Origin of the sequence: Amycolatopsis sp. cg13 (assembly GCF_041346965.1) — a bacterium.
Classification (GTDB): domain Bacteria; phylum Actinomycetota; class Actinomycetes; order Mycobacteriales; family Pseudonocardiaceae; genus Amycolatopsis.
In genome coordinates this window covers 1,892,186-1,905,642 of sequence record NZ_CP166848.1, presented here as the reverse complement: position 1 = coordinate 1,905,642, position 13,457 = coordinate 1,892,186, and the positions used below count along the sequence as shown (strand labels likewise).

8 protein-coding genes are annotated in these 13,457 nt (G+C 71.4%); 3 read left to right on the top strand and 5 right to left on the bottom strand.

Going from position 1 to position 13,457, the window contains the following annotated elements; all coding sequences use genetic code 11:
• The first annotated feature begins 30 nt into the window (after window positions 1–30).
• The gene (locus AB5I40_RS08480) at window positions 31–528 is read left to right on the top strand and encodes a hypothetical protein (RefSeq protein ID WP_370937883.1); all 498 of its coding nucleotides are present in this window, start codon (window positions 31–33) and stop codon (window positions 526–528) included.
• Here the strand turns inward: AB5I40_RS08480 and AB5I40_RS08475 are convergent.
• Window positions 488–3,016, bottom strand: coding sequence for an ATP-binding domain-containing protein (locus AB5I40_RS08475; protein WP_370937882.1), 2,529 nt, complete (start codon window positions 3,014–3,016; stop codon window positions 488–490). The two genes, AB5I40_RS08480 and AB5I40_RS08475, sit on opposite strands and share 41 nt — an antisense overlap.
• 334 nt (window positions 3,017–3,350) lie before the next feature.
• Here AB5I40_RS08475 and ligA point away from each other — a divergent pair, with 334 nt between their 5' ends.
• The gene (gene ligA, locus AB5I40_RS08470) at window positions 3,351–5,342 is read left to right on the top strand and encodes an NAD-dependent DNA ligase LigA (protein WP_370937881.1); all 1,992 of its coding nucleotides are present in this window, start codon (window positions 3,351–3,353) and stop codon (window positions 5,340–5,342) included.
• A 328-nt stretch (window positions 5,343–5,670) separates the two neighbouring features.
• Window positions 5,671–6,057: a hypothetical protein gene (locus tag AB5I40_RS08465; protein WP_370937880.1), complete on the top strand. Its 387-nt coding sequence runs from the start codon at window positions 5,671–5,673 to the stop codon at window positions 6,055–6,057.
• Window positions 6,058–6,505: 448 nt separating this feature from the next.
• Here the strand turns inward: AB5I40_RS08465 and AB5I40_RS08460 are convergent, their stop codons facing one another.
• The 4 genes from AB5I40_RS08460 to lanKC all read right to left on the bottom strand — a co-directional run bounded on the left by AB5I40_RS08460 (window position 6,506) and on the right by lanKC (window position 13,287).
• Window positions 6,506–8,227: an ATP-binding cassette domain-containing protein gene (locus AB5I40_RS08460; RefSeq protein ID WP_370937879.1), complete on the bottom strand. Its 1,722-nt coding sequence runs from the start codon at window positions 8,225–8,227 to the stop codon at window positions 6,506–6,508.
• A gap of 244 nt (window positions 8,228–8,471) precedes the next feature.
• Window positions 8,472–10,124 carry an ABC transporter ATP-binding protein gene (locus AB5I40_RS08455; protein ID WP_370937878.1) on the bottom strand — a complete coding sequence of 551 codons (1,653 nt, stop codon included), beginning with the start codon at window positions 10,122–10,124 and terminating at the stop codon, window positions 8,472–8,474.
• A 458-nt stretch (window positions 10,125–10,582) separates the two neighbouring features.
• Window positions 10,583–10,717 carry a class III lanthipeptide gene (locus AB5I40_RS08450; protein WP_158242558.1) on the bottom strand — a complete coding sequence of 45 codons (135 nt, stop codon included), beginning with the start codon at window positions 10,715–10,717 and terminating at the stop codon, window positions 10,583–10,585.
• Between the two features lie 32 nt (window positions 10,718–10,749).
• On the bottom strand, window positions 10,750–13,287 hold the full coding sequence (gene lanKC / locus AB5I40_RS08445; RefSeq protein WP_370937877.1) for a class III lanthionine synthetase LanKC: 2,538 nt from the start codon (window positions 13,285–13,287) through the stop codon (window positions 10,750–10,752).
• Window positions 13,288–13,457: the final 170 nt, after the last annotated feature.

Sequence of the window (13,457 nt, the reverse complement as noted above, 5' to 3'; positions counted from 1 at the left end):
CCCAGTGCCGAGTAGGGAAGGCTGCGGATCGTGACGCTGCGGGAAAAGGTCGAGAGCCGCCTCGCCGGAGAGTTCGTGCCGGGGGAGCGCGTGCTGAACGCGCTGGTCGCGTTCCGCACGGGCGGCGTGCGGAAGACGATGGTCGCCGGCGCGGCGGGCATCGCCGGGCTCGCGGGCGCGGCGGGGATGGCGCTCGCCGCGCGGCGCGGGCAGACCGAAGCGCCGCAAGTGCCGATCCCGACGCCGGGCCGGTTCGTCTTCTCGCTCACCTCGCACCGCGTCGCGCTGTTCACCGTCGGCGGCATCGTCCGCGCCGCTCCGGGGAAACCGCTGCAGTCGTGGATGCTCGACCAGCTCGCCTGGGTGTCGGAACCCGAACTGAACTCCGGCGTGGCACAGGCGCTCCGCGGCCAGATCGGCATCACCGGCGAAGGCGTGCTCGGCTACGAATTCGCTCGCCTCCAGGTCGACGAGGGACGCTCCATGATCAAGCGACTGGCCCGCGCCCTGAAGGAACTCGACGCCTGAGTTCCCGGATCCCCGCCAGCTCCTCCGGAACCGGTCCGAAATGGACGATGCCCAGCCGCCGCGTGGCGCGCGTCATCGCGACGTAGAGGTCGTTGCGGCCCAGGGGAGCGTCGAGGATCCGGGCCGGATCGACGATCAGCACCGAATCGAATTCGAGCCCCTTCGCCTCCCCAGGAGTCAGAACCGTCGCGGCGCAGCGCTCCCGCAACGCGGCGACCTGACACGCCGGAGCAATGATCAGCTCACCAGCAGCAGCACCGACCTCAGCAAGCGTGCCCTGCCGACGCCACGGCGATTCGCCAGCAGCCCGCACAGACCGCGGCAGCTGAAGACCAGGGTGCTGCGCGGCGAACAACTCGCCTGCGGCTGCCATGATCTCCGACGGCGTCCGGTAATTCACGCTCAACTCCGCCAACCGCCAGCGATCCGCCACGTGCGGCCGCAGCACCTGTTCCCACGACGTCGCTCCCGCCGGATCGCTGGTCTGCGCGAGATCGCCGACGACCGTCATCGACTTGGCCGGACAGCGCCGCAGCACCATCCGCCACGCCATCGCGGACAGCTCCTGCGCCTCGTCGACCACGACATGCCCGAACGTCCCCGCGGATTCGCCGAGCACCGCGGAAGCCTCGTCCAGCAACGGAATATCCGCCGCACTCCAGCCCTTGCCGGGACCGCCAAACGACTCAGCCGGATTCGGTGCCGCACCGGTCCCTTTCGCCGCGCCGTTCCCTGCGGCCGCGCCGTTGCCGGGCGCCGCGCCGCTCCCTGTCGCCGCACCGGCCTCGCCGAGCGCCCCATCCACCCAGCGCTCGTCACCCAGCCCGCCGAACACCGCCGCCGCGCCGTTCCCTGTGGCCGCGCCGTTGCCGGGCGCCGCGCCGCTCCCTGTCGCCGCAGCGGTCTTGCCGAGCGCCCCATCCACCCAGCGCTCGTCACCCAGCCCGCCGAACACCGCCGCCGCGCCGTTCCCTGTGGCCGCGCCGTTGCCGGGCACCGCGCCGCTCCCCGTCGCCGCAGCGGTCTTGCCGGGCGCCCCATCCACCCATCGCTCGTCACCCAGCTCGCCGACCACCGCCGCCGCGCCGTTCCCTGTGGCCGCGCCGTTGCCGGGCACCGCGCCGCTCCCCGTCGCCGCACCGGTCTTGCCGGGCGCTCCATCCACCCAGCGCTCGTCACCCAGCCCGCCGAACACCTCCGCCACCACCTCCTCCGCTGTCAGCGCGGGCCACAGCTCGTCCAGCACCTCGCACACCGCGACGTCGGTCAGCAACGCCGTGCGCAGGTCGGCGACGTCACCCTCGTTCAGCAACCGCCGTGGCCCGTCGTCCTGATCCGGCCCCAGCACCACCCCCGCCGCGGCCAACGCCCGCAGATCCGCCGCACTGAGCCGACCGTCCGCGCTCCCGCCGTCGATCGCGTCGCCGCTCTCGGTGAACACCACGTTCTCCAGCTGATCGGCCAACCGCCGCGCGAGAAGTTCCACCATCCGCTGTTGAAATACCAACCGCGCCTGCTGATACGGCAACCCCCGGCCGGAAGCGAACTCCACCGCTTCCCGCCACTCGGCGAGTTCCAGCCGCACCACCTGCTGCTCGAACTCCACCTCGACCGCCTCGCCGCACGCACCCGCCCGGCCCCACACCGCCGCCGCGATCCGGTCCGCCGCCTCCGCCCGCCCTTTGACCTCCGCGACCTCGGCCGGGTCTACCCGGCTGACCTCGACGTCCGGCCGCAACCGGGCGATCGTCGCGGTCGCCACGGCGTGCTCGCCCAACCCCGGCAGCACCTGACCGATGTAGTCGAGAAAGACGTCGCTGGGCCCGAGCACCAGCACGCCCCGCGTGCGCAACTGCGGACGCGTGTACATCAGATACGCCAGCCGATGGAGCGCCACCGCGGTTTTCCCGGTCCCCGGCCCGCCCTGCACGACGAGCACTCCCGCGTATCCGTCGCGGACGATCCGGTCCTGCTCGGCCTGCAGCGTCGTGACGATGTCGCCCATCCGCCCGGTCCGGTCCGCCGTGAGCGCCGCCATCAACGCCGCCTCGCCGACGAGCCCTCCGGCATCAGCGGCGTCGAGGTCGAGCAGTTCGTCGTCGAGCCCTGTCACGACCCGCCCGCGGGTGGTGATCCGCCGCCGCCCCCGGACGCCGCGCGCCTCCGCCATGGTCGCGGTGTAGAACGGCTGCGCGGCCGGAGCGCGCCAGTCGAGCAGCAACGGCTCGTCCGCGCCGTCCCGGAACAACCCGATCCGGCCGATGTACCTCCGGCTCCCGTCGTGCATCTCCAGTCGCCCGAAGCACAGCCCGTCCTCGACGGCTTCGAGCCGCGCCAACTCCGCCTTCCACCGCGCCGCCGCCTCCGGGTCCTCGCTTTCGCAACCGCTCGCCGCCTGCTCGCGCAACGCGTCGAGCCTGCCGTACAAGGCGGTCACGTACTCCTGCTCGAGAACAAGCTCGCGATCGACGTCGTTTTCGGCCGGCACCCCTGAACTCCCCGCTGTCGGGTGATCGATGGCACCGAGGGTGCGCGGCATTCCGATGGAATAACAGTCTTGTCTTTCCCGGCGGCGTCAGCCGAGAGGTTCAAGGCCGCTCCTGCCTGGATCTTTTCGTTGTCCCGCGCCGCCTTCTCCCGGTTTCATCGCCGCAGCCGCGCTTTTCGAGCCGCGATGCCCTGGCCGATTCCGGAGCGGATTGTTCGCCAGCAGGACTGGTGCGGTCGCGGGTCCGAGTCGGAGCGATGGCAGCCGCTGTCCTGACCGGCAGGGTTGGGTCGCAGCCGGGTTTTGTCGGTGGGGCCGGGTAGCGTTCCGGTTCGTGGACGTTCGGGAACGTATTCAGGAGCTCGCCGATCAGGTCGTAGTGCTGCGCGACGCGTACTACCGGGGTTCGCCGGTGGTGGCGGACGCGGAGTACGACGCGATCGAGGACGAGCTGCGCGGGTTGATCGAGGCGAGCCCGGAGCTGGCCCCGGACCCGAATCCGCTGGACCAGGTGGGCGGTCCGGCGGTGCTGCACGCGCCGATCCGGCATTCGCGGCCGATGCTGTCGCTGGAGAAGGCGACGCGCCCGGAGCAGGTCGAGGCGTTCTTCGACCGGTTCCCCGGCCAGCCGGTGGTCGTGATGCCCAAGCTCGACGGCCTGTCGCTGGCCCTGGTGTACGAGGACGGCCGCCTGGCCCGGGCGGTCACCCGCGGCGACGGGACCACCGGCGACGACGTGACCATGCTGGTCAAGGCGCTGGCAGACGGCATCCCGCACCAGGTCGGCGCCCCGGGCCGGGTGGAGGTCCGCGGCGAGGCGGTGATGCTGCGCTCCACGTTCGCCGCCTACAACACCGCGCACCCGGACAAACCGCTGATCAACCCCCGCAACGCCGCCGCGGGCACCCTGCGCGCGAAAGACCCGGCCGCGGTCGCCGAGCGACGGCTGCGGTTTTTCGCCTTCGACCTGGACACCGAGCCCGGCAGCACGGAAACCGACCTGGGCAGCGGTCTGCTGGCGCTCGGGTTCACCGCCGCGGACATGCGCCGCTGCGCCGACGCGGCCTCCGCGCAGGAGGTGATCACCACCATCGAACAGCAGCGCAACGACCTGGACTACGACATCGACGGCGCCGTCCTGCGCCTCGCCGACCGCGCCGCGTACGCCGCCGCGGGCACCCGTTCGAGTTCGCCGCGCGGGGCGCTGGCGTACAAGTTCGCGGCCGAGGAGAAGACGACCGTACTGTCCGATGTGGTCTGGGACGTCGGCAAGACCGGCAAGATCGCGCCGGTCGCGTGGCTGGAACCGGTGTTCGTCGGCGGGACCACGGTCACGCGCGCGACGCTGGCCAACCAGGAGGTCATCCGCGCCCGGGGCATCAAGATCGGCGACACCGTGCTGGTGCGCCGGGCGGGCGACGTGATCCCGTTCGTCGCCGGGGTGCTCGACGAGTCGAAACGGACCGGGGCCGAGCAGGAGATCGTGCCGCCCTCGACGTGCCCGTCGTGCGAGCAGCCGCTCACCGAACAGGGCAACAGCCGGGAACTGTTCTGCACCAACGTTTCCTGCCCCGCCCAGACCGTGCGGCGGCTGATCCACTGGGCGTCCAGGGCGGCCGCGGACATCGACGCGATCGGCGGCGTGTGGATCGAACGGCTGGCCGAGGCCGGGATCCTGGAGCACCCGTCGGACTTCTACCGGCTGACCAAGGAACGCCTGCTGGAATTCGACCGCATCGGCGAGGTCTCGGCGACGCGGATGATCGAGTCGATCGACGCCAGCCGCCGGGTCGGACTGCGCCGGGCGCTCATCGGGCTCGCGATCCCGATGGCGTCGGAAGGCACCGCCGCGCGACTGTGCCGGGCCGGGTTCGCCTCGCTGGAAGCAGTGCTCGACGCGGGCGTCGACGGCCTGGTGGCGGTGGAGGACATCGGCCCCAAGGTCGCCGCCTCGCTGGTGGAACACCTCACCCGGCTGCGCCCGGAACTCGAACGCCTGCGGGAACGCGGGGTTTCCCTGGACGTCCTGGACGAAGACCTCCCTCCCGCGGTCGTCGCGGGCGCGCCGCTGGAGGGGAAGACCGTGGTGGTCACCGGCGCGATCAGCGACCCGCGATCGGGGGAGAAGGTGCCGCGCCCCACCTTCCAGCGCCTGTGCGAGACCGCGGGCGCGACCACCGCGTCGTCCGTCTCGGCGAGCACCGACCTGCTCATCACCGGCGCCGACGTCGGCGCCAGCAAGCTGACGAAGGCCGAGAAGCTCGGCGTCGAGGTAGTGGACCAGGGGGTGATCTGGGAGCAGCTGATCGCGGCTGGAGTGGTCTGATCCGCTGCCGGTGATCGCGGCTGGAGTGGTCAGACCTGCTGCCGGGTGATCGCGGCTGGAGTGATCTGACCCGCTCGCAGCTGATCGAGCCCGGAGTGGTCTGATCCGCTGCCAAGTGATCGCTGGCTGGAGTAGTCTGACCCGCTCCCAGGTGATCGCGGCTGGCGTGGTCTGACCCCGGTCCCAGATGATCGCGGTCTGCCCTCGCGCCGGACCGCATCGCCAGCACGAGACCGGTGCCGCCCGGGGATTTCACGCATAATCCCGCGCCGCACGCCGCGGCCACGTACGATTTCGCCCAGAATCGACCATCTCCGGGGGAAACGCCATGAAACGCATCGTCATCGGTCTTGTCCTGTCCGCGGTCGCCGCACTCGGCGGCGCGGGCACTGCGAACGCAGCGGACTACCCGACGTCGGACTTCATCGGACACATCATCGGCGGCCGCGCCGGCGGCACGCTGACCTGGTACAACCGCGCCGTCGGTGTCAGCGGGTTCGTCATCGACGACCCCAGCGCGGGCAGCACCACGGTCACCTTCGAGTTCCGGCAGGCGGGCACGCTGTTCGACGTCCAGACCCGCACCGCCTCCGACGCCCCGAAGACCTACGGCTGGACCGAACCCGGCCCGTCCGGCGGCTTCAGCAAGGTGGACATCTACCTCGGCCGCAACGGCAGCAAGATCCTCATCGCTTCCGTGCCGCGCAAGGTCTGAACGGACCCGTCCTCGATGGCGGAGGTCGCCGGGGACGTTCGCGGGATGTGGTGCGGTGCCGGCCGTGGGGTGAGGCGGATCGCTTGCCGGTGGCAGGGGTCGCCAAGGACGTTCGCGAGACCTGGTGCGGTGTCTGCCGTGGGATGGGCGGATCGCTTGCCGGTGGCGGAGGTTGCCGGGGATGTTCGCGAGACGTGATGTGGCGTCGGTCGTGGGAGGGCGAATCGCTCGCCAACGGCAGGCAATGCGGCACCGAGCCCCGCCGTTGCCGAGGAACACCAAAGACCTTGGCCTGTGCGCCTTTGCCGGACCTCGGCTGCACCACGCTGATTGGCGAGGCCCGGCACGCTGTGCTCGATGCTGAGTGCCGGGCTTAGCGGCTGGGCAAGCGTTCAGGCGGCTGGTTCTTGCCCGCGGCCGGGGGCAGAGGCCTGCTTAACGCCCCCGTTCAACTGGCTTCGAGCCGCGACCCAGCCTGCTCCGGCAGCCAAGCCCGCATCATCTCGGCATACCGCGGCGAGGCGGCGAGAAGGTCCTCGTGCCGGCCCAGCAGTGTCTCCTGGCCGTCCATCAACAACACGCGCTGCGCCCGGACCGCGGACGACAGCCGGTGTGCGATCACCACCAGGGTGCCTCCCCGGGCGGCGAAAGCGCGTTCCGCGCGGACCTCCGCCGCAGGGTCCAAAGTGGACGTCGCCTCGTCCAGGACGACGACTCCGGCTGGCGACGCATAGGCCCTCGCCAGGGCGACGAGCTGCGCTTCCCCAGCGGACAGGCCCTCCGCGCCGTGGCCGAGCACGGCGTCGAGGCCGCCGAGGCGAGCCAGCAACGGGGCAGCTCCCACAGCTTCAGCGGCGGCGACGAGACGGCGGTCGGACGCTTCGGGATGGAACAGGGACAGATTTTCGCGCAGAGTCCCGGCGAAGATGTACGCCTGTTGCGGCACGAGCACCAGATGCCGAGGCCGGTCGGCCAGCTCGCCTGCCCGCACGCCGCCCAGCCGGACTTCGCCGTAGTCCGGAGCCAGCAAGCCGGTGAGCAGACCGGCGAGGGTCGATTTCCCGATCCCGCTCGGGCCGACCACCGCGAGATGCTCGCCCGGGCGCAGATCGAGGTTCAGGCCGCAGACGACCGGTTCCGGCGCCGCGCCCCAGCGGAACGTCAGGCCGCGCACGGTGAGCCCGATCCCGGCGGGGCTCTCAGTCGCCGGAGGACGTTCAGGCGGGGCAGTGGTTTCAGCCAGCCGACGCAACGCGACGAGCAACCGGAGAACAACCGTCGACGCGGTAGCGGCGAGCCCGCGCAACGCGGGTTGCAAGGTAGTAGCCAGGTAGACGAGCGCGCCCAGCGCGGCCCCGGCGGTCAGCTCGCCGCGCGCGACCATCGACGGCGCGAGGGCAAGCGCGAGCACCAACGGGACGAACCCGCCGAGCGCCACGATCAGCGACCGCAGCGCAGCCGACCGAGCCACCCGTACCGCGGCGACGGCCTGCCGGTCCACCGCTTGATCGGCAGTCAGCGCGGCGACCGGTTCGGCTCCGCAGGCGACGACGTCCCGCATCCCGGCGAAGATCGAGCCGGTGGTGCCCGCGGTGCCTTCGTCAGCCAGCGTCAAAGCGCGTTGCCGCCGGGCGAGAGAGGGCAGCAGTGCGGCGAATCCCGCGAGCGCGAGCACCACCGGGACCACGACCGGCAACGCCAGCGACCCCGCGACGGTGATCAACCCGGCGATCGCCGCCGCGGTCGTGACGATCATGCCGCGAGCCTGCACCAGGAGCCCGCCGGTAGCGTCGCGCACGACTTCGACGTGCTGGGTGATCCGTGCGACCCCGCGCGCATCCGGCCCGCTCCGCGGCGGCGCGGGATCATGCAGCACTCCGCGGACGACGGCGGTCACCAGCGCGTCCCGGAGCGGCTCGACGACCTTGCCGAGTTGCCGCCACACCAGCCGGGACCCGAACGCGCCCGCGAGAGCGGCGAGACCGAACACCCCTAGCCAGCCGAGGCCGACACCGGGCTTGCCTGGGGCGAACCCGCTGTTGACGGCCAGTTCGACGAGCCGTCCGGAGAAGAACGCGGGCAGTCCTTCGAGGACGGAGCAGGCCAGGAGAACCAGCCCGCCGCGCCACTGCCCGGCGAGCGCGTTCCAGTAGAGGCGGCCGACGCTCATGCTCGTCCCGCGGGGACGGCGGGCTCTGGCTGTATCGCGAAGCTGATGCGCCGTTGTGAGGCGTGAGCGCGGTGCGGCAGCGCAGTTGTGCGCACGGACTGCGCTGGGAGGTCGGTGCATTTGGTGGCCGCTTCATGCGCATGGTGCGGTTGGAACGTGCGCGGTCCTGCTGCAAGCCCGGTGTGCCATCGCGAGCTGCTAGGCAGCTTCGGGGCTCCGGCGAGAGGGTTCCACCAGCGCGGCATCACGTGTCCTCCGTGAACACCGCGCGATACCCCGGCAGCTGCCACAGCCGCGCATGCGGCCCGACCGCGCGGACCTGCCCCGCCGCCAGCCACACCACCACGTCCGCCCGCGCGGCCATCGCGGCCCGGTGCGTGACGACCACCCGCGTCCGGCGTCCCAGCTCAGCCGTCACGGCGCGTTCGGTGACCGTGTCCAGGCTGGCGGTGGCGTCGTCGAGCAGGAGCACCCGCGGGTTCCGCGCGAGCGCACGGGCGAGACCGACCCGGGCGCTTTCCCCGCCGGACAACGGAGTTTCGGCGAGCAAGGTGTCGTACCCTCGCGGCAACCGCACCAGGACATCGTGAATACGCGCGGTCCGGCAGGCCGCGTCTATCGCCGGGACGCTGGCCCAGGAACCATAAGCAACCGCATCGGAAACGGTCGCCCCGAGCAGTGCGGGTTCAGCGGAGGCATACCCGACCACGGCCCGTAGTTCTTCCGGACGCAGCACGGCGAGGTCGCGGCCGTCCAGCAGGACCTGTCCGGCGTCGGGACGGCGGAGACCGGCCAGCAGACTGACCACAGTGGACTTCCCCGACCCGGAACTCCCTACCACCGCGGCGAAACAACCGCCGGGAATGGTGAGGTCGACGTCGGCCAGCGCACCGTGCACGGTGGCACCGCGGAGTTCCAGTGTGCCGTTCCCGGGCAGCAGTCCGAGGGGGCCGCGAGGCGGTGGCTCGGTGTCGAGGACCTCGGTGATCCGGTGCGCCGCCGAGCGGATCCGGGAAAGCGTGGTGAGCAACGGAATCTGGGTCACCAGACCGAGTCCGAGCGCGACATAACCGAGAGCGGCGAGGACGTCACCGGCGCTCAACCGTCCGTCCAGGACACCGAAACCAGCGGCGGCGAGGGTGAGGATCTCGACGGTCGGAAGCAGCAGACCGGCCCGCCACACCATCCGGGCCTGAGTACGCCACATGCCCTGGCCGGCAAGATTCAGCCGCGGCAACGGACGCAGCACCCGGGCAGCCTCAGCGTCGGCGGTGCCGGACGCGGCGATCGTCCGCAGTCCGGCGACCGCGTCGAGCAGCCGGGCGGACAGCTCGCCGGAAACCTGTTGGTAGGCAAGAACATCCTTGGCCGTGCCCCGCAGGTGCGACCGCGCGAGCAGCAACGCGAACGGGAGGCTGCCGAGGAACACCAGCGCCAGCCGCCAGTCCAGAAGCGCGAGCAGGACCACCGCGCCGGAAGACAGCAGCCCGGTCGCGATCAGCTGCACCACCACCGCGGCGATGCCCCCGGCCGCCGCGCAATCGCCGGTCACCCGGCTGACCGCGTCCCCGGGCGCGAACTGCGAATGCGTGCCCAGCGCGAGCAGCCGGTCGGTCACCCGGCGGCGCAGCCAGGCACTCGCGTTGCTGGTGAGCCGGGCGGGAAGGAGCATGGTGACGGCATCCGCGGCGATTTCCGCGACGCCCACGACGAGCAGCCACACCACCGCACCGGCACTGCTGCGCCCGCCGAGCACCGCGTCGGTCGCGTCCGCGAGCGCGCCGGGCAAGAGCAGCCCGGCCCCGGCGGCGATCAGCGACGTCACGACGACCGCCGCCAGCCTGGGCCGGTCCAGCAAAGCGACCGAGCGCAGCAGGCGATCGGCGGATCCGGCCATGTCGCTCCTCTCGCGTGATTGCCGACGAACGCCCGCTCACCTGACGACTTTCGCGGGCATCCTCGGCCGGGCTCCCGACGGTGAACGCGCCACGACGCTCATCCCGACCGATGCCTGGTCGGCCGGGTCCCGACGATCGAGGCGACTCGACAGTTGCTTCACGCCGACCGATGCGTGGTCGACCAGGCTCCGGCAGCGAACCCGTCGAGGCAAAACTCGCCGCACCGACAGCCGTCGAATCGCCGACGCGCGCCTCAATGCGACCGATGCGGCCATCACCGGCTCGCAGCCGGCCAACCCCTCGACGACCGACCCGCCAAGGCAACCGGCCGCACCGGCACCGTCGAATCACTGGCCTCGAATCGCCCGCCTCGGCGAGACCGCCGCGGCCGGCCGGGGCAGAATGAACGGGGCGGGAACGGCGCACTTGGCCTGCGCCGTTCCCGCCCCGCCCGCGGTCAGTAGCAGAGGAGCAGGCTGAGCGTGCTGTCGCCGCAGTACGCGCTGTAGTGGCTGTGGCCGTGGTGGTCCAGTCCCTGGCCTTCGAGGGCTTCCGGGGCCTCCAACGCCTGCAGCTCCAGGACGTGTTCCATGGGTGTTCCCTTCTCTCGGGGTCCGCCGGCGCTCATCGGCCGGAGGTGTGCGGGGACGGCGCGGAGCCCAGGAAGGGCAGCAGTTCCGCGCGGTCCAGTAGTGCGGCGAGCGTGCGGAGGACCCCCGCGCTGCCGGTGGTGACGTCGGTCGACAGGCGAAGCAGCTGGTTCCCGGGGAAGGCGAGCCCGCCGTGGTACGGGACGCCGTGCCAGGACAGCCGGGACAGGTGCAGGTCGATGGCTTCCCGGTCCGGCTCGTCGGCGAAGGACAGCGCGGCGGCCAGTCCGCACCGGCCGTACAGCAGACCCGGATGGATCACGAACTCCCCGCGGCACGCCGCCCGCAGTCCGGGCAGGCTCTCGGCGACCGTCGACTCCGGGAGGAGCCGGGCGACCTGTTCGGCGACCAGCAGGATTCCGGCGCTGCCGATCGCGGCGTAGGGGAGGGTGCGCAGGGTTCCGTCGCGGACCTGCAGCGATCCGTCGGACGCCGGGGCGCATTCCTCCAGGTCGCGGGCCAGAACCCGGTCGGCGAGGGTGAGCCAGGACGGCTCGGCGGTGTGCTCGTACAGGCGCAGGAACAGCAACGCCGGCCCGGACCAGCCGCTGAGCAGTCCCGCCCTGGCGAAACGGCCGGGCGGCTCGGCGGTCTCGAAAGCGGCCGCGAGCCGCAGGGCGATGTCCAGGGCTTGGCGGCCGAACTCGTTGTCGCCGCGGGTCGTCGCGAAGTGCAGGCGGGTGAGGCCGATCCCGGCGAGCCCGCTTTCCAGGCCGTGGTCGGTGGTCTGGTCGGTCAGCGACTGCGACGCGGCGAGCAGTTCGTCGGCCTCCGCCGCGTAGCCGAATTCCTCGAGGACGTACGCGATGCCGTGGCTGCCGTCGAAGAAGCCCGGCCGTGCGGGAGGTCGCCGCCGCACCGCGGCCAGCAGCCACTCTTCGTACTCGGGATAACGGCCGGCTCCGGCGACCTGCAGCGAATGCAGCACCCCCGCGGCCCCGACGCCGAAACCCACGCCGCCGGAGCGGAACTGTTCGATATCGCCGGGGAACAGCCGGTCGATGCGGTCCGGTGTGGCGCTCGCGAGGATGCCTTCCGCGATCTGCTTGCGCACCAGCGACCAGTCCGGCCGCGGCTCGTCCAGCGCGGTGTGCGTCGCGGCGGGCGGGTTGTCGCGCGGGGCGAGCACGGAGATCACGCGGTCGGCGTACCCGTCAGGCAGATCGAACCGCTGCTGGGCGAAGGACGCGATCCCGCGCAGTTTGCTCGGCGCGAGTTCAAGCAGCATCACCAGCGGCAGGAAAAGCCACAGCCGGAGTGCGGCCAGCGCGTGCTCGTCGATCTCGAAACCGTGCCGGTCGGCGGGGGCGCGGAAGCCGGGAGCGCCGAGCCCAGGCCGGTCGCCGGAATCGGCGTCGACGGCCAGCTCGAAGTCGATCAGCGACACCCGGTCGTGCTCGTCCACCAGGATGTTCTTCCCGTGCAGGTCGCCGAAGACGATGCCGTGCCGGTGGATGTCGGCGAGAATGCGCTCGACCTGTGCCAGCACGGCCAGCGCGCGTTCGCGGTAGGCCGCGAGATCGCCTTCCTCGCGGGAACCGCTGGTGAGCGGGTAGTGCCGGGCGAGCCAGCTGCTCAGCGCGATGCCCGGCAGATGCTCCATCGCCAGGTAATGGTGCTCCCAAACGGTGAACTGTTCGTACACCCGGGGGATCCCCGGAACGTCCGCGAGCCGTTCGAGGACCTCGCGCTCGTGGTTCAGCCGGGCGACCGCGTCGGTGCCGTCCCGGTCGAGGCCGGCGTGCGGGCGCGCTTCCTTCAGCACGACGGTTTTCCGGTCGCCCTCTCGTTCGGCCAGATAAACGCCGCCGCCGTTGGAAAAGTGCAGGGAACCGGTCACCCGGTACGGGAATCGGGCGCCGTTCTTGCGCGCGGCCAGGCTGTCGGACAAACAGGACGGAATCGGCACCCAATCCGGCGTGGAAAAGGACGGCTCCCGCCGGTCGGGCACGAGAGTGCCATCCGGATGGCGGATTGCGAGCACGCGCGTTCCGGCGTGTTCCGTCCACTGTTCGGCGAATCCGCCGTACCGGACGTAAAGCGGGCCCTCGCGGTAGCGGAGATCGCTCAGAATATACGCGCCGTGCTCGCCTTCCAGCTCGGCGGAAAGGTCGCGCAGTATCCGGGCGAGCGCCTCCTCGGACTCCGGGTAAATCGTGATCAGCTTGCCGCTTCCCTCGCGCGGAGCGTATTTCGAATTGCGGCTGATCAGGATCGCCCGGGAGCGCAGGTGCTTGTACGCGACCCGACGCTCCACACAGTACTGATGCACGCGGGACAGCACGCCCGCCGCGTTGTCCAGACCTGCGGAGACGTGGATTTTCCAGCCCTGAACGGGAAGTTCCCGCCCGGCCGGGCGCAGCGACCGCCAGATCCCGCGGTGCTCGACCGTCCATTCGGGTCCCGGCTGCGGCAGGTCCGCGGCCAGGTCGCCTGCCGCGCCCGGGGTTTCCCGCGGTTCGTCGAAGAACAGCGGATCGGCGAAGCAAAAAGCCTCGTACCGGACGTCCATGAAAACGAACCCTTCCCTTTCCCTGGGAAAAACCGGGCGACTGCGATGTCGGACGGTGACACCATTCCCGCACGGAGGAGGTCCCCCGGCCAATCCGCCAACCCGGGGGTTCGCCGCGCCTCGTCAGGGTGACAGAGGCGGGTTTGGGCCGCGTCGACGGAGACTGCGCG